This window comes from Sulfitobacter sp. AS92 (assembly GCF_038900015.1).
Classification (GTDB): Bacteria; Pseudomonadota; Alphaproteobacteria; order Rhodobacterales; family Rhodobacteraceae; genus Sulfitobacter.
In genome coordinates, this window is the sequence record NZ_JBBMQL010000011.1 from 1 (window position 1) to 21214 (window position 21214).

A 21214-nucleotide genomic window follows, 5' to 3' on the forward strand; every position below is an offset into this window, starting at 1 on the left:
ATCTTTGTCTGCATCGACACCGCCTACGCCCAGATCAATGAACCAGCAACCACAGGTCCGTTAACGTGACAACACCGGTTTTCGTGTTTGCGAATTAATGTGTCGTCCTCCTGATAAGAATGTACACCCCGAGATAGTGATGCGTCCATCCTGCGCACGGGCAGCCGATCTCATGCTAAATCTATTTTTGATCAAACGCTAAAGAAGAGCAAAATTCAACTTTTTAGACCCAATTATATAGGGTTAACAGCGCTTTTGACGGCTTTGGGGCAAACAGGCTGGCCGATTTTTTTGCCAGCTCTGCCACGCAATAATGAGCTATAGATCTTCAATGGATTTGCGTGACTGGCCACCTCTAAAACCCAGATAGTACACGCAGAATGCGGACAAGGCGCACAACACAATGGCAACAGGGTGATTTGCAAGATTGGTAAGATCACCGCGCAAGATCGTCGCCGTTTGTCCAAGCGAGAGTTCGAACCTTGGCCCTAAAAAGAATGCGATAATGAACACCACGACCGGATAATTCAGGGCGTTCAAGAACATCCCAAACACCGCAAAGGCGAGCATGACATAAACGCCGAACGTACCGCCCGTTGAAAGATAAACACCGACGATGCACAAAATCAAAGCGGCGGAAAAGACCACAGATTCTGGGGCTGAAATCAGTTTTGCCCACAGCCGAAGACCAAAAAGCCCGCATATGAAGTTACACAAGTTTGCCATCATCATTGCGCCAAACAGGCCGTAAATTAGTTGGCCTTGTTGTTCAAATAGCAAGGGGCCGGGTTGGATGCCTTGAATGAGGAACGCGCTGATCAAAAGAGCCGCAGATGCGCTGCCAGGAATGCCTAATGTCAGAAGTGGGATGAAATCAGCGCCCGCAACTGCGCTGTTCGCCGATTCAGTGGCCGCGATACCGCGTAAATCGCCTTTACCAAAACTCTCCGGGTCCTTGGCTGATTGTTTTGTGGATGCGTAGCTCATGAAGGCTGCAGCCGTAGAGCCCATGCCCGGCACTGCGCCAATACCGGTGCCGATAAACGCACCACGTAACAAGACGAACTTACAGGCCCAGTATTCCGCGAATGTAACGTTCTTTTGATCGGGCGTTTGGTCGCGGGGGATATTGACCGCGGGCCTTACATTACCTCGCAACTTTGCAAGGCGAAGGAAAATCTCCGAGACTGCAAGTGAGCCGATCGCGACGGAGGCAATCGGGAATCCGTCGTAAAGATCAAAGAAGCCAAAGATCATGCGTGGCGTGGAATGCTCAGGGTCCAGACCAACAGTCGCGAGCAAGAGGCCCAAGATTGTGGCGATGACGCCGCGGGTCACGGAACTACCGATGAGGCCGGAAATCAATGAAAAGGCGAAAACCATGAGTGCGAAGATTTCGACGGGACCCATTTTGAGCGCAATGATCGCAAGTGGCGCCGCGATGGTGATCAAAACAATATCGCTGAACGTATCGCCTGTCACAGATGAATAAAGCGCCATTTTCATGGCCTTCAATGGCTTTCCCTTTTTGGTTAGCGGATAGCCATCAATTGCTGTGGCAGCAGCATCGGGCGTGCCAGGTATGTTGATTAAGATCGCGGGAATCGCCCCTCCGATCAGTCCGCCTTTGTTGACGCCGACAAGAAAACCGATGGCAGGCAACGGATCTAATACGAATGTAAACGGGATAGCGATGGCCATGGTCATCACTGGGCCAACACCAGGCATCGCGCCCACGAATTGGCCTACGAGCACTCCAGCGAGTACGAATAAAATATTTGTTAACGTAAACGCGTCGGTAAGGCCGGCAAGAATTGTAGCGAACTCAACCATGATTTCGCCTCTTATGCCAAAGTTCGATCAAGCGCGCGCTCAACCAATAGCCAAATCCCCAGCGGTAAGATAACCCCGCCAAATAACAGCCAGTACCAGCGCCGCTCGCCGATCGCCAACATGATGGCTATGGCCAAGAATGGCGCGACGAATTCAAAACCAAACATCTCCATTAAAAAAACAGCCGTTACGATCAGCGCAACAATCCCCGCCGCGCGGATACAAACAACAACGTCGAGAGAGCTGGTTGCCTTGTCTTTGAAAAATTGAATGGTCGCGACTGCAACCAAGGCCCAAAGCGCAATGGTTGGAACGGTTGAGGGAACAATTCGTCCGTAGGCCACTGTTTCGATCTGCGTCGGAACGACCCAGAAAATTGCAAACATACCAAGCAGTACGATTAGTCCTGTCGCGATACGATCAACCGACATATGTTTCCTCTCCCGTCAAAATTGCAGCCGGATCAAATGGCCCGGCTGCGTTTGTTTATTCCTTGGATGCCGCCAGCAGCGCGCTGATGTCAGCTAAGCCATTCACCAGCTTGTCCTCGGTTCCCTGCGGACCCAGGTTTGTCGGTGTTGCCTGCATGATGTTGCTGATCATGTCGGTCATCCCAGATGAGTTTATGGCGTCATCCAAAGCCGCGGCGAGTGCTTCTTTAGCCTCGTCTTCCAACCCATCGGGCGCCGCGATGTAGAAATAAGGTTCTACCGAGTATGGGAAACCCTGTTCTACAAACGACTCAGTGTCCGGTGAGTACCCTTGACGGCTTTGCGTGGCTACGGCCAGCATTTTCAGATCGCCAGATTCGATGTACTGGATGTGCGCGCCTGCACCAAAACCCGCCTGAAACTGATTGCCCAAAAGGCCTTGAATAATCTCAGCACCACTCTGGTTGCTGACAAGTTCAAATCCGGCATTGGATGATTTGTTAATAGCACGCATAATCATGGCCTGTGGATCAGCGTCAAAACCGATCAACGCACCACCATTGTTCTGCGACCAAGTAACAAGCTCTTCAACATTGTCGTAGGGCGCGTCGGCAGGTGCTACCAAAGCCAACGGTGCCAGCACAATAGTCGCAAGGTAGTCAAAGCTATCCGCCTTGAACGGCAAAGTATCACCGCGCGTTGCAAGGTTCATCAGCGTCGGGATCGTTACGCCCATGCCCAATGTTGTACCGTCAGCGTCTTCACGCACGAGGGACGAAAACATCGCGATGCCGCCCCCGCCCGGTTTGTTCTCTACGATGACGTCCCAGCCGGTGCTCTCTTCCATCGCTGTCGCGATTGCGCGGCCGATTGTGTCGGTCGCGCCACCGGACCCAAAGCCGATTTGCAATGTGATGGGGCCTTCTGGTACCCATTCTGCAAATGCCGTGGCTGGGACAAGGAAGGATGCAGCAGCAATGGCCGCCGTAAGTGTTCTTGAGAGGTACATAGATATTCTCCTGAAGTGTGGACTTAGTGTGATAGAAACAGTGGGATGTTTGCTTTCTGGATGACGGAAGTTGTGACGCCCCCAAACAAATCTTCTGACAATTTCGAGTGTTCGTATGCGCCCATGACCAAAAGCCCTGCGCCCAATTTGGTGCAATGGTTTAACAACGTTTCTGCGACCGAGTCTTTGAATGGTAAATAGATGTGATCTGCCTCCGCGCCATGACGGGCCAGAATAGTAGGCATATCGATTTCGCTTGAGGTCGGGATACTGCCCTCTTTGCCGACGGTAACAACAGAGACCTTTTGCTTGGTCTCTAGTAGCTGCATCGCATCAAAAAACGCTCGCGACGCGGTGCGGCGGCCATCCCATGCAACGACGGCATGTTCATTGATCTCAGTTTCCGCATACGTTTTCGGCGCGACCAAAATGGGACGCCCGCTTTCGGATGCAATTCTGTCGGGATGCAACATCAGCTCATCTGCTGCGATTAGGTTTTCGTACTGACCCAAAATAGTGAGATCAAAAAGACGCGAATAAAAAGTGACGGCTTTGTCGGGGTCGGCCTTAACATCGATCCAATGCAGCCGATCCGGATCAATTTTTCCGACCGCAAACACCTGAAATTTTTCCGCAAGCTCGTTTGTGCGGCGTTCCGTGATTTCACTAATGGACGTCCGCATGGATGCGCTTAGCCAATTAGGAATGTTCTTGGTGACACTTGATGCTCCGTGGGCCACGATACCGGTGAGATGGGCATCGTACTTCTTGGCCATGAGCAGCGCCAAATGTAGCGCACTGTTGGATGCATCGCCCCCGTTATACGCTACAAGTAAGTTCCTGATCGCCATCTGACATCCGCCCCTTCGTTTGACTGACTATAAATTTGTTTTTTATACAAAACAATGGATAATATACAAAACAACGATCCACTTCACGTTCTGACTTCCAAACGCTTGAAAAAGTTAAGGCTTTCTACGTGTCTCAACGCGGAGGTGTTCGCAATATTCAGCCCATTCACGGCTTGCTTTACCGCAATCTCGGCTATTTTTCCGGAGCGGGTGTAGGGAATCTCCGGCACATCGACGATCGTCGCCGGCACATGTCGCGGCGAAGTATTCTGCCTGATTTCTGATCGGATTTTTGCGCGCAGTGCGTCATTCAGCTCCGCATCCTCACGTAGAATAACACCCAGCAGGATACTTTCGTCATTCCCGATTTTAAGACCTACAGCAACCGCATCAAGCACTTCGGGAACGCGCTCCAATTGACGGTAAATCTCGGCAGTGCCGATCCGCACGCCGCCCGGATTAAGCGTCGTATCGGAACGCCCGAAAAAGCACATGTCACCCTCGGCGGTCAGTTTGACAAGGTCGCCTTGGCACCACACATCACCAAAGCGTTCAAAATAGGCCCGCATAAAACGCTTCCTCAGTGGATCATCGACAAACCCAATGGGCATGGAGGGATGTGACTTGATCGCGACGAGTTCACCGATCTGATCCACGATGCTGGTGCGGTCATCCTGATACACCTGAACATCCATGCCTAACATGCGTTTTTGAACCTGACCGGCATAAACAGGTGAGACGGGAGACCCTCCAACAAAGCACCCCAAAATATCTGTGCCACCCGCAATTGAAGACAGACACACATCTTGCTTCCAAGCGTCATAGACATAGCGAAACCCTTGCTCTGACAAGGGTGATCCCGTCGAAAGGATGGTCCGAACAGATGCCAAGTCATGGGTTTCGCAAGGCCGCAGATCTCCCTGTTGGCACGACTGGATGTATTTTGCAGAGGTGCCAAAATGGGTAACTTTCTCTGCGTCGCAAATGTCCGGCAATCTGCTTGATGACGGGAAAAACGGCGACCCGTCGAACAAGACCAAAGTGGCACCCGTCGCAAGCGCGCTGACTTGCCAGTTCCACATCATCCAGCCGCATGTCGTGTAGAAAAACAGTCGGTCATTTGCAGTGATGTCGCAATGCAGCCTGTGTTCCTTGGCGTGCTGCAATAAAGTTCCGCCAACTCCGTGGATGATACATTTGGGCAGCCCTGTTGTCCCGGAAGAGAACAAGACAAAGAGAGGATCAGCGAAGGCCATGCTCTCAAATGAAAGAGGTGTTGGCTGAATATTTTCGCACAATGTGTCAACTGACAAACCAGCTTCAGGCGTGACGCCCGCATACGTAAAGAGAACCAGCTGAGGGCGGTTGGGCAGCTCGGCCACCAATGATTTCAGCTTCTCGGTGCAATCATGAGTTTTGCCGTTGTAGCGATACCCACCGACAGAAAAGATGATCTTTGGCCCGATCTGACCAAAGCGATCCAGCAAGGTTTGCAATCTAAAATCGGGCGAGCAACTGGACCAAACCGCACCAAGGCTCGTCGCGGCCAGCATGGCGACAACCGTATCAATGCAGTTAGGCATCACGCCTGCGACGTGATCTCCTTTGGTAATACCGGCATTGCGCAAAGCTTGCTGAAGGATTGAGACTTGGTCGCGAAGTGCGCTCCAACTGACTTCATGTCGATGTCCATCTTCAGCGTGCGCGATCAGGGCGGTTCCAGCATTGGAATGCGCCAGCAAGTTCTCGGCATAATTCAAACGTGCCTTAGGAAAGAAGCTATCTTCGATCATGTGCGCACCTTGGTGCAAAACAGTTGACCCTGCTTGCCCTACAATCCCGCAATCACGCCAGACAGCAGCCCAGAAATCGCTTCGTTCCGACACCGACCACTGCCACAGCGCATCATAGGTCTCAAAAGGCCCATTCGATTGCATAAAGGCCGACAACTGGGTTTCATTGACCCGTGTTTCCGACGGCTCAAAGAGTATTTCTGACATTGCGAAACCCCTCCTTTCTGTTGTTTCTAGAAGCGGCCGCAATCTACTTTCATTTTGTCCCCGGTAATCGCCGAAGACAGATCAGAAGCGTAATAAAGCGCGGCACGGCCGACTTCTTCTGGCGCTACCCATCGCTTCAGAGCGGCAACGTCGGTGTAGTTTTCCCGCTCAATCTCATCCACGGGGCGGCCTTCTGCTTCTGAGCGGCGCTTAAGGATGCGGTCCATGTTTTCACCCGACACAGCACCCGGCATCAACGCGTTTACCCGCACATTCACAGGACCCAATTCGCGGGCCATGACTTCGGTAATGCCAATCAGAGCAAACTTGGACGCGGTGTAGGCAGAGCGCATTGGATACCCTTGGATGCCCATCAAAGACGACATGTTGATGATGGAACCGGACTTTTGCGCGGTCATGATTTTTGCGGCTTCTTGCAAACAGTACATGGCGCCAACAAGATTGATGTTCATACATCCAATCCAAGCGTTCATGTCAACTTCGGCTACTGGTGCAATTGGCCCCGGCCCGCCTGCGTTATTGAGCAAAACATCAACCTTGCCCATGATCTTGAGCGCCTTAGCAAACATCGATTTGACGTCCGCCTGATCTGACACATCACAGGCAATGGCGTGGCCGCCGACTTCATCCGCAACGCGCTGCAATGGTTCCAAACGACGGCCTGTGACCACAACTGTGGCCCCTGCGTCCGCAAAAACCCGCGCGGTTGCTTCGCCGATGCCGCTGCCGCCCCCAGTAATAATGGCAAGTTTTCCGTCCAAGCGGCAGATGTCAGTTGAGATCAGGCTCATATCGTTTCCTTGTTGAAATCACGCCCCGGATCAAACAGAGGCAATTCGGGCTCGCGCCCCAGAATGGCGTCCCCCATCAGTTTCCCGATGTAGGGTCCAATAGTGTAGCCACCGCGCACACAACCGAGCACGAAGGCGCCCTCGACACCCGGCAAAGGCCCGGCAAGCGGGTAAAAATCAGGTACATTCGCCTCAAACCCGGTCCAACTGCGCAAGACACGCGCGTTTGCTAGATCAGGCAGGGCGAACTGCGCCAGAGCAAGGTTCGGAATGACCGTTTCAGCAGTGACTTCGCCGCGTCCCTCTTGGGGTGTGCCGCGTCCTTGCCAGCCACCGCCAACGAGAACGGTGCCGTTGGCTTTTTGCTTCATCGTCAACAAGCCTGTGGCGTGCCCAATGACATGCGATGTCAATGGCGGCATCCGTTCGGTCACAGACACCGTATTGATGCGGGCCTGCACCGGCAGATCAACATCCAGCATCGCGGCCACGGGCTTCAGCCAAGCTCCCGCAGCGAGTAGTATTCGCGTCGCTTCAATCGTGCCTTGGGATGTCGTTACTGAAAACCCAAGGCTGTCCCGAGCAATCGCAGTAACTACAAATTTTTCACGATACTCAATCCCCGCGTCCCGCAGGCGACCACGGTAATACTGCCCCGTGAGAGAGGAGTTTGCATATCCATCCTCAGGGCAATAACTTGCAGCTTTAACTTGATGGGTCAGGTTCGGCTCTGCACTCCGCAGCGCATTGTTTGACACGAACGAGATAGGCGCGCCTGCTTCGGCCTTAAGCGTCTGACGCTCATGCAACAACGCTTCTTCGCGTGCGTTAAAGGCCAGCGTGTAGCCGCCCGTTTTTCGAAATCCTACCGCGTCCCCCATTGCTTCCCACTCATGGTGGCCGCGCAACGCATAAGGCATGAGCTTTACGCGTTTGATTTGGAGCGACAGCGTTCCCGCGTTAACGCCAGAGGCCCCCTGCCCCAGATCGCCCTGGTCCAAAACGATAAGCCGCATGCCAGCCTCGGCCATCCGCAACGCAGCGCTACAGCCCATGATGCCGCCGCCAATGATGGCGATGTCAAACCTATCCGTCATAGCGGTGCAGGCTTTGGAATGGGCAAATCGTCATAGTCGAAATCACCAGCCAGTGCTGCTGTGGGAACAGGACGCAACGGCGGGCGCGGTGTCGGCGGCGGTACTTCTGCGACCGAGCCGCCATTTGTCCGAGCCACCAAAGCAGCAATTGCGGTCTGGCAAAATTTACCACCGCATGGGCCCATTCCCGCGCGCAGCCCGGATTTTACCGCATTGGCGCTTTGGGCGCCCGAAGCGATTTCCTTTGCCACGGATTGCTGCGTGAGGCTTTCGCATCTGCAAATAATCGTGTCAGGCGTTGAGAGGTTTTCATACCCAGCTTTGGGCACGCTCAGGGCTGTCATCGCCATCCCAAAACGGGCCGCCTTGCTGTATTTTTGGCGTATTGAACTTTGCGTGCCGACTGCCACTTTTCCTAAATAACTTGCCGCTGTTTGGCCCGTCAGGATCCCGTGTATTTCGGCCGCTGCGACACCGCGAATGCCTGCCCCGTCCCCGCAAATAAACAACCCTTCAATGTCCGTTGAGCCATCTGTTTCCACATTCGGAACCCAGCCGCCTAGTTCAGGACGATGTTTAATGGAAACGCCCGCAAGTTGCGCCGCCTCAATCGCTGGGATCAAGCCGTTTCCCATACACAGGCTGTCTGCTTGGATGTCACGCGCATTGCCAACAGGTGCACCTGTCGCATCTAACTTGCTAATGCTCACGGCGCTGACCTCCGTGTGGCCTTGCACCGCGCTTGCCGCATGCCCCCAATAGATCGGCACACGCGCAAGTATCAGGTCTGCCATCCAGATTGCGCCACGCCGCATCAAATCAAGACGGGCCAACATAGCGGGCAAGGCGCGCGCCCAATCTCGCCGCGTGTTTGGCGTGGCGATTGCCGCAACAGTTCCGCCAAGACGGCGAATTTCACTGGCCACAAAAAATACCAGCGGTCCGGTTCCCGACACAACGGTGGCTTTGCCCGGCAGTGTAAGCTCTTGTTTGAACAGCGCTGTCGCACCTGCAAGGCCGATGACGCCGGGCGTCGTCCAGCCGGGAATAGGGTGTACATATTCGCGCGCGCCTGTGGCAAGAACCAAGGCTTTGGACAGCACTTTGATTGTTTTGCCAGCGGTCAGAATATGGATTGCCCAACCCTTGCCCTCGCGTTCAATTTGCCAGACACGGGTATCCGCGAGATGGGTTGCGTTGCTGGCCGTCAACGTATCACGCAGAGTGTTGCCTGCCAGTGTCTCGGGTGTGTTTGGCGCCTGCGCAATAGCCGCACTTTTGGCGCGCCAGACTTGGCCGCCCGCATAAGACTGCTCGTCAAGAACAACAACCCTTGCGCCAAGACCGGATGCCGTAATAGCCGCATTTGATCCAGCTGGTCCCGACCCGATCACTGCAATGTCGTACTGCTCAGACATCGGTTGCTCGTTTCATCGACTGCACAGCCAAGCCATCGGACACATTCTGTCGGCAGCTTTCGGTACGCACCCCGCCAACTTGCACCAAGCATTCCTGGCACAGGCCCATGCAGCAGAAAGCACCACGCGGTGCCCCGTCTGTCGGAGCGTCCCGCAAATGCCAGACGCCCGCACGTATCAAAGCGCTAAGAACAGTCTCGCCCGAATGTCCCACAAAGGATTGCCCGTCAAACGTAAACGTCACGGGTTCTGTGCGGGCAATCAGGCCCGATTGATCTTGCACAAGACGCATCATGTGTAGCTGATGCCAAGATGATCAAAGGTCCGCTTAATCTTGTCGATGTCGGCTGAAGTTGCAGGCAGTACTGGATCGCGGGGGATGCCAGCAGGCAGACCGATCAGGTTCAACGCCGCCTTGAACGACGCAGGCCATGTCGCGGTGCCCATCAACATTTCATACAGCACGGTCAGTTGCATATGCGCTTTTCGGTACTCCGCGTCTGGCACCCCTGCCCCAGCGGCGGCCATATCCGAGGGCAGCATGTCGGTAAACTCTGGCCCTGTCGCGATGAACCCTTTGGCACCCAATGCAAACGCGGGCATGATGTAGTGACACGGGCCCGTCATGACGGACATTTTGTCGCCCAGCCGGTCCAACAAGTGCGTGTGATAAAAGAAATCACGCTGGCTTTCTTTGATCCCAATAACGTTATGGTTGTTCAGCAGCGTTTCCGTCTGATCGATCGTCAAAGAAAATCCCATGCGGCGGGGCGAGTTATAAAGCACCAGTGGCTTGTCTGTCGCGGCGGAGACTTTTTCAAACCGCGCCATCAACTCAGCCTCAGAGGCCTTGAGCACGTAGGTCTGCGGCATCGACAGCAGCACGTCTGCACCGTAGTCCTCAGCAGCGCGCACGTAAGCAAGGGACGCGTCGATTGTTGGCGCAGAGATACCCATCATCACGGGCACTCGGCCTTTCGATGTGTCCTTGGCCAAACGCACAAGGCGTCCCCGTTCTTGTGCATTCAGCGCCCAGCTTTCACCGTTGTCGCCCGCGATGCAGATACAGGTCGCACCTCGGCTGATCAGGAACTCAAAGAGATCAACAAAGGCGTCCTCCATGATCTCGCCGGTGTCGCTGAAAGGGGTCGCAATTGCGGGCACGTAGCCGTGTAAGTCGTCTTTGTTCATGTCGTCCTCATTGGAAAGGGATGTCGCAGGTGAATATCGCGCCGAACTGCGCGTCGATGATGTAGAGCTTGGTTGGGTTGTCGGGATGGAAGGTCACAGAGGTGGTCCAAAGCCCCTCGGGCAGCAATACTTCGGCCAAAGCCAAGCCAAGCGCATCAAACACGTAAGCGCGTCCCGCCTGCGCCTGAGCCACTGCCAGCCACCCCATGTCATTTGTCGCCAGCCCGTCCGGGCCAAGGCCACCCGACAGGTTCAAGAATGTGCCAACCATCGGCATCCCAGTTTCGGGAAGCTTTGAAGAAAAGCGCCAAACCTGATTTGCCCGCGTCGCAGCGACATAAACCCACGCCCCGGCAGGCGAGACACAAATGCCGTTTGAATAAGGGACGCAATCACACACCAGTCGCAATTCGCCGTCTTTGGGCAAACAATAGACCCTGCCCGTTGAGTCACTCAGCGATGTGCGCCCGCTATCGGTGAACCACAAGGTTCCATCAGGCGCATAGGTCATGTCTGAAAGACCCATGAACGGCTGATCTGGCAAGCCTGTGCTCAAGACTTCAAAGCTGGCCTTGTCGGTGAGATCGATCAGTCCATGACTGTAGTCAACCGCGATATGGCGCCCGTCAGGGGCGATGCGCATGGCATGTGGCTCTCCGTCGATCTGGTGCATCACTTCCCACGCACCATTCGGCGACACCCGAAATACCCGTCCGTAAGGCACATCAGACAGCCATAGATTACTTGCTTCGTCAAAGAATGCGGCCTCTAGAAACGAGTGCATTGGCTGGCCAGGGCGGGTCAACTTTGCCCAAGGCGATGGCTCGCCTGTATGGCGCAACGCATCCGGCAAACGCGCAAAGCTTGTCGCGGTAATAAGTGGAGGAGGTCGCATCATTTGATCACTCCCTTTGCCATAAGATCCGCAATCTGTGCTTCACTCAGACCCGCCTCGCGCAGCACATCCACGGAATGTTGCCCGTGTTTTGGCGGACCTTTCGTGAGCGCAGGGCCACCTTCGCTCATCCGAAAGGACGTGAGCGGTAACGTCTCTGATGTCCCGTCGGGGTTCGGTTGAAAGTAGCCGCGCACCTTGAGTTGTGGGTTCTCGACTGCTTCTGCCAGAGTTTTGACAGGCTCCGCAGGCAGGTCGGCAGCACGTAAATCACGCAACCATTCTGACGTGACGCGCTTGTGGAAAATTTCAGCCAGCTGTGTTTTTGTTTCTTCCGTGATCGCCCAGACGTCTTCCCAAGAACGGATAACATCCAATGCCGCAACAGGATGCTCAAGCTGCGCCAGCACCTTGGCGAGTTTGGGATACTGGTGAGGCCTGAAAACCCCAAGCATCAACTGACCGTCCGCTGTTCTATAACTCTGGATGCCCGATTCTTTTTCGCGCGTCACGCTGCATTGGTGTTGTACGGCTGCGGCTTCGGGCGACATCAATTGCATCGCAACTTCCAACATGGAGACAGATATATGACACCCCTTGCCGGTGCGCGCGCGCTGCACCAAAGCCGAGGTCACAGCAAATGCCGCAGCATATCCGGCACTATAATCGACAAAGGAAACCCCCGGCTTGATGCCACCACATTGCGCAATCGTGCCACTTACCGCTTGAATGACGTTATCATAAGCACCGGTTTCAGCCTCGGGACCTGTATCGCCGTAGCCCGTTAGAGAACAATAGATCAAAGCGGGGTTGATCTTGGACAGCGCGTCAAAACCCAAACCCCGCCGCGCCATACCGCCTGCTGCATAGTTTTCAACTATAACGTCGGCCTTGCGGACAAGGGACCGAAAAATGTCCCGTCCGGCTTCATCATCCAGGTCAAGCGCCAAAGCACGTTTGTTGCCGCCTTGTGTCTGGTAGTTCAGCCCGAGCCCTGCCGCATTCGCCGCGGTATCCGGCCCGCGCCCCCGCGCACAATCAGGGGCGTCGGGCGCTTCGATCTTGAGAACATCCGCGCCAAGCAAGGCCAATTGGTATGTGCAAAACGGCCCAGCAAGCACATGGGTCACATCAAGAACGGTGATTTTTTCAAGCGCGCTCAACTGGTGCTCCTTTCATGCAATACTGAACTAAATGACTCTTGCAATTCGTCAGTGTGTCTAATATACAAAACATGGTTCCACATGCAATACGGTTAATGAAATGACTTATGTTCTCCATCGCACGTTAAGCGCTAATCTTCCGACGGTTGTTGCAGGAGATGGCAACTACCTGATCGATTCAGAGGGCAAAAGGTATCTCGATGCCTGCGGGGGTGCAGCTGTTTCTTGTCTTGGGCATGACAACACACGTGTCCGCGAAGCCGTAAAAGCTCAAATGGACAAAGTCGCTTTCGCCCACACGAGTTTTTTTACGAATGAACCTGCCGAAGAACTCGCGGAACATCTCATTACACGCGCGCCGAAAGGGACCGGCAATGGCCGTGTTATGTATCTGGGCAGTGGGTCAGAGGCGATGGAAGCCGCCCTTAAACTCGCGCGCCAATACTATTTGGAGAAGGGCGAAACTGCGCGCACCAAAATCATTGCGCGCAAACCCAGCTATCATGGCAACACGCTTGGCGCACTAGCCACGGGCGGACACGAAGGACGTCGTGCGCCATTCCAGCCTCTTCTGATGGATGTTGATCATATTGATGCTGCCTATGATTACCGGATGCGTAAGGAAGGTGAGACCCAAGTGGCGTTTGGCCTCCGCATGGCGAATCTTCTGGAAGAACGGATTCAGGTCTTGGGACCAGAAAGCGTCATGGCCTTTGTCGCAGAGCCAGTCGTCGGAGCATCATTGGGCACCGAACCTGCGCCGGTGGGATACTTTAGACGTATCCGCGAGATCTGTGATGAATACGGCGTTCTCTATATTGCGGACGAAGTGATGTGCGGCATGGGCCGAACTGGCACCACCTTCGCACTTGAGCAAGAGGGCATTCACGCTGATCTCACAACAATGGCCAAGGGGCTGGGTGCAGGCTACCAGCCAATCGCAGCAGTTATGGCCAGCGAAAAGGTCATCTCGACAATCGAAGGGGGCAGCGGTCTGCTTTGGAACGGTCATACATATATGTCGCATGCAGTTGCTGCGGCGGGCGCGCTTGCCGTGCAGAAAGTGATCGAAGAAGAGAATCTTCTTAGCAATATCCTTGAACGCGGCGCACAATTGCAAAACGAGTTGAACGCGCGATTTGGGCAGCATCCAAACTCGGGCAACATTCGTGGACGCGGGCTGTTCTGGACAGTTGAACTGGTGCGCGACAAAGCCACCAAATCTCCCTTCACAGTGGCAAGCAAACTCGCGCCCAAAATTCAACGTGCAGCACTTGATCAAGGTCTGATGTGTTACCCCGCCCAAGGATGTGCGGATGGAACCAACGGTGACCACATTCTGCTCGCACCGTCCTATACGTCCACCGCCGCTGAAATTTCTGAGATTGTCGATCTTGTCTCTACAGCAATTGATGCCGGCCTGAAACAGGTTGCGCCATGAGCCGCAAAACGATCCTGACCTGCGCTGTTACCGGCAACCTGATGACGCCGGATATCAGCCCGAACCTGCCTGTGACCCCTGCGCAAATCGCCGAACAGGCGCTTGATGCGGCCAAAGCAGGTGCATCCATTGTACATCTGCATGTGCGTAATCTTGAAACGGCAAAAGGATCAATGGATTTAGCGCTTTACCGTGAATTGGTTGAACGTATCCGTGAGAAAAACGAAGATGTCATCCTGAACCTGACGACGGGTGAAGGCGGGCGGTTTGTGCCGTCCAAAGGAGATCCCAAGATCGCCGACGCCGGATCAACCTTGTGCGCGCCAGAAAAACGCGTGGCCCACGTCGAAGCACTGAAGCCCGAAATTTGCACATTGGATTTCAACACCATGTGGTCAGGTCAGGCGAGCGTCATCAACACGCCCTGGAACTTGGAGGCCATGGCAGAGCGTATCTATGCTGCCGGTGTGAAACCTGAGATCGAGATTTTCGATAGCGGTGATTTGCACATGGTCAAAGATTTTGTTGCGCGGGGCATCATCAAAACCCCGCTGATGGTCCAGATGGTTTTGGGCGTACGTTTTGGGGCTGTTGCCAACCCTGCAACCATGGCCTATCTCGTCAGCCAATTGCCCCAAGGCACCGAATGGGCGGCGTTCGGGATAGGGCGCATGGCATTTCCAATGCTGGCTCAAGCCTTCCTCTTGGGGGGACACGTGCGCATCGGCATGGAGGACACTGCCTTTATTTCCAAAGGCGAGCACTGCAAGTCAAATGCGCAATTGGTTGAGAAAGGAGTTTCAATTATCGACAGCCTTGGCGGTTCAATTGCCAGCGCAGATGAGGCACGCAGCATCCTTGGCATTACCCCCAGATAGGCGCATGTCACTCTGGTCCCGCATATCCCAATTCGCGCGAAATGCGCAGTGCCGCAGCTTTGGTTTCGGGGACATAGAAACTATCAATGCGATCAAAGTCGAAACCGCTGTCGGGACCCGAGACGTTGACGCAGGCGACGACTTGTCCGGTGTTATCGCGAACAGGGACAGCGACACTCGATCCGCCAGGTTCGCGGAAGCCTTGAGAAAAGATATGGCCCGTATCGCGGACCGCTTGCACACGTGCGCGCAAGGATTCAAAATTAGTCGGCGTTTTATCCGTGAACGGGGGCATCTCGATATCGTTGCACATGGCACGCAATTCATCGTCAGACATCGCCCCCAAAAGGCACCAGCCAATGGCGGATGCGTATGCCTGCGTACGCGTGCCCGTTACCATGTTGGACACAAAACCGGTACGTGCCTGATGGCTGCCAAGATACAGAACATCAAAGCCTTCCAATACGCTAAGATGCGCACTGACGCCCGTGGTGTCGCGCAAGTCAGACAAGAACGGACGCGCGATATTCGTGATTGGTTGTTGGTTAAGGTACGCAAACCCAAGGTTCAAAACCCGCGCGCCCAACGAATAGGTGTTTTTTTGTTCGCCATCTTTCAGAAAACCCATTTGGTTAAGCGTGTAGATCAGCCGAAAGGTAGACGAGCGGCTCAATTCCATGGCGCGTCCGATGTCACTCAGCGACATTGGCTCATCCGCCGCACCCAAGATTTCAAGAACACGCAAACCACGATGCAGGCCCGGTACAAAATAGATTTTGTGATTAGAGGATTCTGTCATGACGTGCTCAGCCCGCTCTGTAATACAATTGGATGTCGTTTTACCTGCAAAACACCCCCTGCACAATGGAGGACTTGAGATGAAGCAAGAAACTGGAAAAAATTCCCTGCTGCCAACAAATGAAGATACCAGTGGGCCTTACTTTCCGATTTATTTTCGCGATGAAAGCCTTGAGGATCTCACTCGCCTCGACCCCGGCGTAGTGGCGGGCGCTTCTGGGGAACACGTCATCCTCAGAGGGCGGGTTCTTGACCGTCATGGCGATCTTGCTCACGGCGCTATTCTGGAAATTTGGCAGGCCAATGCAAAAGGAGTTTACCGTACGCCCACAACTGCCGCCGACCCTGACATTGACCCGTGGTTCAACGGCTATGGGCGACAGCGAACGGCGACGGGTGAATATTCGTTTCGCACGATCCGCCCAGGGGCCGCTGGAAACCGAGCGCCGAACATCACGCTGACGATTTTCTCTGACGGGATAAGTCGCATTGTAACTCAGGTCTTTTTTGAAGGGCAGAGCGAAAATGCGACCGACCCACTCTTGACGACCTTGGACGCCGACGACCAAGCGCGTCTGATTGCCCGCCATGATGGCCGGACGGTAGATGGCGCTGAAGTTTATCTGTTCGACATCGTGATGGCAGGTCAGAACGAAACACCCTTTTTTGACGACTTCGAAAGCTGAGGAGGACACCATGGCAGACCGAGGCAGACAGCTTGGCATTGGGCCAACAGACAATACATCAGATCAACGCACTCCGCGCAATCGTTTACGTCTGATCCCAGAGGGCGCCCGCGAGAGCTTTGTTCCCGTGGTCCCTGGACGCTTTTCGACCCGCGCAAATGAATGGGACATGACACGGACTGCGCCAGATCGCCCCCGCGCGACCGGCACAGCGATTGAGGTCACAGGCAGCGTCCGTACAGAAAGTGGCGCGCCAGTGTGCAACGGCCTTCTCGAAATCTGGAGCGCCAATCACTTCGGGCGATATCGTCATGTGGAAGACCATTCAGGCTTGCAACTAGATGAAAACCATCTTGGCATGGGCCGTGTTATGACCGATGATGATGGGAATTACCGATTTTGGGCGATCAGCCCCGGAGCCTATTTAGCCCGACCCGATATCGGCCGCTGGCGGCCCAAACACATCCACATTTCGGTAAGCGGCGGGTCATCGCGACTGATCACTCAGATGTATTTCCCTAACGAGCCCAACAATGCCAGCGATCCAATGGCAATCCTAATGGGTGACGGATTTGAACGTAATATCGGCAAACCTTACGCAACTCCAGATACGGATGTCGACGAAGGTTTCCAATTTGACATCGTCGTCGGTGGGCGCAATGCCACGTTCTTTGAATGACCGCCTTGTCCAATCTCTATGCGTTGGGTGATCACCGCCCCACGCTTCCAAGCGACGGGGATTTCTGGATTGCGCCCGACGCACGCGTCATCGGTCAGGTGACCTTGCACAGCGGCAGTTCCATCTGGTGGGGCTGCGTTCTGCGCGGTGACAACGAACCAATCGTCGTTGGTGCCGGCAGTAATTTGCAAGAACATTGCGTGTGCCACGTCGATCCCGGCTTTGCACTGCATATCGGTGAGAATTGCACCATCGGCCACAAAGCAATGCTGCACGGTTGCACGATTGGCGATGGATCCCTGATCGGAATGGGCGCGACGGTTTTAAACGGCGCTCGTATCGGGAAGAATTGCTTGATCGGTGCAGGGGCATTGGTGACCGAAGGTATGGAAGTACCCGATGGCAACCTAGTTGTGGGCATGCCAGCAAAGATCAAAAAACAACTGTCCCCAGAGGCCATCGCCGGACTAGCGCGGTCCGCTGAAAAGTACCGCTGGAACAAAGATCAATTCAAGACACGCCTTGTGCCTCTGCCCGCGAGTATGGAAAGCCTCTAATCATGCCCAAGAAAATCCTGTTCATCATGTGCGATCAATTGCGTTTTGATTACTTGGGCTGCACCGGACATCCATCGATCCGCACCCCAAATATTGATGCTCTGGCGGCCCGCGGCGTTAGATTTGACCGCACCTATGTGCAGTCCCCGATTTGCGGCCCCTCAAGAATGAGCTTTTACACCGGACGTTACACCCAAAGCCACGGCGCGCTTTGGAACGAACACCCCTTGCGCGTTGGCGAGATGACAATTGGCGATCATTTGCGGCCCTTAGGCACGCGCACAGTGCTATGTGGTAAGACCCACATGACGGCTGACAAAGAGGGAATGGAGCGTCTTGGCATCGACGCATCAACCGGGATTGGTGCACTGGTGGCCGAATGTGGGTTTGAGATTTGGGACCGTAACGATGGCGTGGTGCCCGACGGGGCTAAAAAGCAGCCCAGCCACTATAACAAACACCTTGATGCGCTTGGCTACGATGGACCGAACCCTTGGCATCAATGGGCAAACTCGGCGCGCGGGGATGATGGGGAAATCCTCTCGGGTTGGCTGTTAAGTCATGCGTCCAAACCTGCTGCTGTGGCCGAAAAGGAATCCGAGACACCCTACACAACAACCCGCGCCATTGAGTTCATGGAGCAGGCAAAAGACGAAAGCTGGTGCTTGCACCTTAGCTATATCAAGCCGCATTGGCCCTACATCGTCCCCGCACCCTACCATGACATGTATGGCAAGGATGATATCCAACCCGTCAAACGTGACGCCTGTGAAAAGGAAGACCCGCACCCTTTGCTCGCTGGGTATTTCGAGCACCGCTATAGCCATGCCTTCAGCCGGGATGATGTCCGCGAAACGGTTATCCCCGCCTATATGGGGCTAATCACGCAGATCGACGATCAGATTGGCCGTTTGATGACTTATCTCGAAGAGTCCGGGCAAACAGACGACACGCTGATCGTGTTTACCTCTGACCATGGGGACTACCTTGGTGATCATTGGCTGGGCGAGAAAGAGCTGTTTCATGATCAATCGGCACGTGTTCCGCTGATCGTCATTGACCCGTCAGACAAAGCCGATGCAACCCGAGGGCGTGTTGAAACCGATCTGACCGAAGCAATTGATCTTGTTCCGACGTTTATTGATTTTCTCGGCGGCGAAGTGCCCGATCATATTCTGGAGGGACGCTCCCTTTTGCCTGCGACGCGGAATTTACCGAGGACAGCCCGCGACTACGTCATTTCCGAATATGACTATTCCGCGCGGCCCCACCTGCGCCATCTTAGCGCCGATGCCAGATCTTGCGCTTTGACGATGATCTTTGACGGCCGCTGGAAAATGATCTGGATCGAAGGGCATCGCCCGATGTTGTTTGATATCGAAACAGACCCTGATGAATACCACGACCTCGGGGCCTCCGTTGATCACCGCGAAGAAATTAAGCGCCTCAGCGAGGCTTTGTTCAAATGGGCGCGCAGACAGCATTCACGCGTCACGATCTCGGATGACAAGATCGACACCGTATTGTCCAAAGATGACGCCACCTATGGTGTCTACCTTGGATTTTGGGACGAAGACGAACTTCAGACTTGGAAAGACGCGCAGGACACGTGACCCAGAAAACCATGCCGTCCATGGTGGGCCTGACCCACCAGCTTGCGCGCCAGCTCTCACCGGTTCGCCCGTGGTTTTCCAAGCTGAGCCCAAAAGTTTTGCACGGCGATCTCACAGCGGGGTTCACCAACGCCGCAATCGTTCTACCGCAGGGCGTGGCCTTTGCCATCATCGCGGGACTTCCGCCGGAATACGGGCTTTACACGGCGATGGTTGTGACAATCATCTCAGCCTTCTGGGGCGCATCGATGATCATGGTGTCTGGGCCAACCACGGCCATTTCGGCAGTGATGTTCGCCTCGGTCTCCGAATTCGCCGAACCGGGCACGGCGGTCTATATCGGGTTAGCAATAACACTGACGCTGATGGTTGGCGCCATTCAATTAGCTGCAGGTTTGGCGCGATTGGGCGGCCTGATCTCATTTGTTTCACACTCTGTCATCACGGGGTTCACGGCAGCGGCAGCCATGTTGATCGCCGCGTCACAGCTTGGCGGTTCTTTGGGGATCGCAACCGAACGCGGCGGCGGCGTTGTGGAACGTTTACACCGGGTTTGGGACCATTTGGGCGATACAAACCTGTCTGCGATCTACATCTCTATCGTGACTCTGGTGGTGCTTTTGGGCGTCATGAAAGTTGACAAGCGGCTGCCATCCTATGTTTTGGCCTTGGCCGCGGGATCAATCATGGGGATCGTCCTTGATGCACCCAACCAAGGTGTTGCGATGTTTGAGACACTCGCATCTGTGATCCCAAGTTTTGTAGCGCCGGAAATCACCCTCTCTGTCCTGCGTGACCTCTTACCAAGCGCCTTTGCAGTGGCCTTTATCGGCCTGTTAGAAGCAATATCCATTGGCAAAGGTTTTGCGATGCGCAGGCAAGACAGCTATGATTCCAACCAAGAGATTATCGGCCAAGGCATGGGCAATATCATCGGCAGTTTTTTTCAATCCTACGCTGGTTCAGGCTCTTTCACCCGTTCAGGATTAAACGCAGAAAGTGGCGCTCAAACGCCAGTTGCAGCCATTTCTGCATCAGTATTTTTGCTTATTTTACTTCTTATCTTGGCCCCGTTCGTCTCCTACGTGCCGGTGCCTGCGATGGCGACCTTGATCCTCTACGTGGCGTGGCGGTTAATTGATTTCGCCGAGATCAAACACATCGTTCAAGACAGCCGCAGCGAAACGCTCATCGTCTTTGGAACATTTCTGACAGGTATTATTCTGGAACTGGATCTGGCCATTCTCGTCGGCGTTCTGTTGTCGCTTTCGGTATTCCTGCACAAAAGCGCGAATCCGATCGTATCTGTAGGTGCCCCAACCCACGTGGCGGGCAGGCGCGTTTTCATGAATGCGCATGCGTACGACTTGGATCAATGCCCACAGATCGTCGCGATGCGCATGGATGGCCCGCTCTATTTCGCATCAGTCGAGCATGTCGCTACAGAATTTGCCAGACTCGAGGCCTTAAACGGCAAACACCGGACGCGATTGATCAACTTGGTTGGTGTCGGAAAAATTGATCTGTCTGGGGCGGCATTTCTGCAAAAGGAGATCCAGACATCCCGCGCGCAAGGCGTTGATACATATCTGCTGGTTGCCAACCCAGAGGTTGTACGGCTGCTAAGACGTTTTCATGTCATCGATGGCCTGGGCGAAGGAAATCTATTTCCGCACAAGTCTGAAGCGCTGGCCGCAGCCGTTGAAAAAGCGTCAGATGATATCTGTGCAACATGCAAACTGCGCCTATTCCATGAATGCGCCAAAAAACCCTCAGCTACGTAAGAAGTTGCGGCTTTGCTGGCGAGACAACACACAAGCGGGTGTGAATGCCCTGGGCCTGAATTGAGCGTCGGTTGGTCT

The 21214-nt window shown here is 54.4% G+C and carries 19 protein-coding genes; 7 read left to right on the forward strand and 12 right to left on the reverse strand.

Annotated elements, in window-relative coordinates; all coding sequences use genetic code 11:
• Positions 1 to 318: 318 nt before the first annotated feature.
• The 11 genes from WNY61_RS16075 to WNY61_RS16125 all read right to left on the reverse strand — a co-directional run bounded on the left by WNY61_RS16075 (position 319) and on the right by WNY61_RS16125 (position 12700).
• Complete coding sequence (locus WNY61_RS16075; protein ID WP_342852464.1) at positions 319 to 1833, reverse strand: tripartite tricarboxylate transporter permease; 1515 nt, start codon at positions 1831 to 1833, stop codon at positions 319 to 321.
• Between the two features lie 11 nt (positions 1834 to 1844).
• A complete protein-coding gene (locus WNY61_RS16080; protein WP_342852465.1) occupies positions 1845 to 2264 on the reverse strand; it encodes a tripartite tricarboxylate transporter TctB family protein in 420 nt (139 codons plus the stop codon).
• 55 nt (positions 2265 to 2319) lie between these two features.
• Positions 2320 to 3273 (reverse strand): tripartite tricarboxylate transporter substrate-binding protein, encoded by a 954-nt coding sequence (locus tag WNY61_RS16085; RefSeq protein ID WP_342852466.1) that lies wholly within the window; start codon positions 3271 to 3273, stop codon positions 2320 to 2322.
• 23 nt (positions 3274 to 3296) lie between these two features.
• Positions 3297 to 4049 (reverse strand): universal stress protein, encoded by a 753-nt coding sequence (locus WNY61_RS16090; RefSeq protein WP_342852467.1) that lies wholly within the window; start codon positions 4047 to 4049, stop codon positions 3297 to 3299.
• A gap of 158 nt (positions 4050 to 4207) precedes the next feature.
• Positions 4208 to 6124, reverse strand: coding sequence for an acetoacetate--CoA ligase (locus WNY61_RS16095; RefSeq protein ID WP_342852468.1), 1917 nt, complete (start codon positions 6122 to 6124; stop codon positions 4208 to 4210).
• A 26-nt stretch (positions 6125 to 6150) separates the two neighbouring features.
• On the reverse strand, positions 6151 to 6936 hold the full coding sequence (locus tag WNY61_RS16100; RefSeq protein WP_342852469.1) for a glucose 1-dehydrogenase: 786 nt from the start codon (positions 6934 to 6936) through the stop codon (positions 6151 to 6153).
• A complete protein-coding gene (locus tag WNY61_RS16105; RefSeq protein WP_342852470.1) occupies positions 6933 to 8033 on the reverse strand; it encodes an FAD-binding oxidoreductase in 1101 nt (366 codons plus the stop codon). The genes WNY61_RS16100 and WNY61_RS16105 overlap by 4 nt, the downstream gene beginning before the upstream one ends.
• Positions 8030 to 9451 carry an FAD-dependent oxidoreductase gene (locus tag WNY61_RS16110; RefSeq protein WP_342852471.1) on the reverse strand — a complete coding sequence of 474 codons (1422 nt, stop codon included), beginning with the start codon at positions 9449 to 9451 and terminating at the stop codon, positions 8030 to 8032. Before WNY61_RS16110 ends, WNY61_RS16105 begins: the two co-directional genes overlap by 4 nt.
• A 291-nt stretch (positions 9452 to 9742) precedes the next feature.
• Positions 9743 to 10642: a dihydrodipicolinate synthase family protein gene (locus tag WNY61_RS16115; protein WP_342852472.1), complete on the reverse strand. Its 900-nt coding sequence runs from the start codon at positions 10640 to 10642 to the stop codon at positions 9743 to 9745.
• A gap of 7 nt (positions 10643 to 10649) precedes the next feature.
• A complete protein-coding gene (locus WNY61_RS16120; protein WP_342852473.1) occupies positions 10650 to 11540 on the reverse strand; it encodes an SMP-30/gluconolactonase/LRE family protein in 891 nt (296 codons plus the stop codon).
• Positions 11537 to 12700, reverse strand: coding sequence for a CoA transferase (locus tag WNY61_RS16125; RefSeq protein WP_342852474.1), 1164 nt, complete (start codon positions 12698 to 12700; stop codon positions 11537 to 11539). Before WNY61_RS16125 ends, WNY61_RS16120 begins: the two co-directional genes overlap by 4 nt.
• Positions 12701 to 12800: 100 nt before the next feature.
• On the opposite strand from WNY61_RS16125, the gene WNY61_RS16130 reads away from it, so the two are divergent.
• The gene (locus WNY61_RS16130) at positions 12801 to 14141 is read left to right on the forward strand and encodes an aspartate aminotransferase family protein (RefSeq protein WP_342852475.1); all 1341 of its coding nucleotides are present in this window, start codon (positions 12801 to 12803) and stop codon (positions 14139 to 14141) included.
• Positions 14138 to 15019 carry a 3-keto-5-aminohexanoate cleavage protein gene (locus WNY61_RS16135; protein ID WP_342852476.1) on the forward strand — a complete coding sequence of 294 codons (882 nt, stop codon included), beginning with the start codon at positions 14138 to 14140 and terminating at the stop codon, positions 15017 to 15019. The genes WNY61_RS16130 and WNY61_RS16135 overlap by 4 nt, the downstream gene beginning before the upstream one ends.
• 7 nt (positions 15020 to 15026) lie before the next feature.
• On the opposite strand, the gene WNY61_RS16140 is transcribed toward WNY61_RS16135, so the two are convergent.
• Positions 15027 to 15818, reverse strand: coding sequence for an IclR family transcriptional regulator (locus WNY61_RS16140; protein ID WP_342852477.1), 792 nt, complete (start codon positions 15816 to 15818; stop codon positions 15027 to 15029).
• Between the two features lie 79 nt (positions 15819 to 15897).
• Between WNY61_RS16140 and pcaG the strand changes: the two genes are divergently transcribed.
• The 5 genes from pcaG to WNY61_RS16165 are packed head-to-tail and all read left to right on the forward strand — an operon-like array spanning position 15898 to position 21136.
• Positions 15898 to 16503, forward strand: coding sequence for a protocatechuate 3,4-dioxygenase subunit alpha (gene pcaG, locus WNY61_RS16145; protein WP_342852478.1), 606 nt, complete (start codon positions 15898 to 15900; stop codon positions 16501 to 16503).
• 10 nt (positions 16504 to 16513) lie between these two features.
• Complete coding sequence (locus tag WNY61_RS16150) at positions 16514 to 17182, forward strand: protocatechuate 3,4-dioxygenase subunit beta (RefSeq protein WP_342852479.1); 669 nt, start codon at positions 16514 to 16516, stop codon at positions 17180 to 17182.
• Positions 17179 to 17739: a gamma carbonic anhydrase family protein gene (locus WNY61_RS16155; RefSeq protein WP_342852480.1), complete on the forward strand. Its 561-nt coding sequence runs from the start codon at positions 17179 to 17181 to the stop codon at positions 17737 to 17739. Before WNY61_RS16150 ends, WNY61_RS16155 begins: the two co-directional genes overlap by 4 nt.
• Positions 17740 to 17741: 2 nt before the next feature.
• Entirely contained in the window at positions 17742 to 19352 is a 1611-nt protein-coding gene (locus tag WNY61_RS16160) for a sulfatase-like hydrolase/transferase (protein ID WP_342852481.1), read from the forward strand.
• A complete protein-coding gene (locus tag WNY61_RS16165; protein WP_342852482.1) occupies positions 19349 to 21136 on the forward strand; it encodes a SulP family inorganic anion transporter in 1788 nt (595 codons plus the stop codon). Before WNY61_RS16160 ends, WNY61_RS16165 begins: the two co-directional genes overlap by 4 nt.
• Positions 21137 to 21214: the final 78 nt, after the last annotated feature.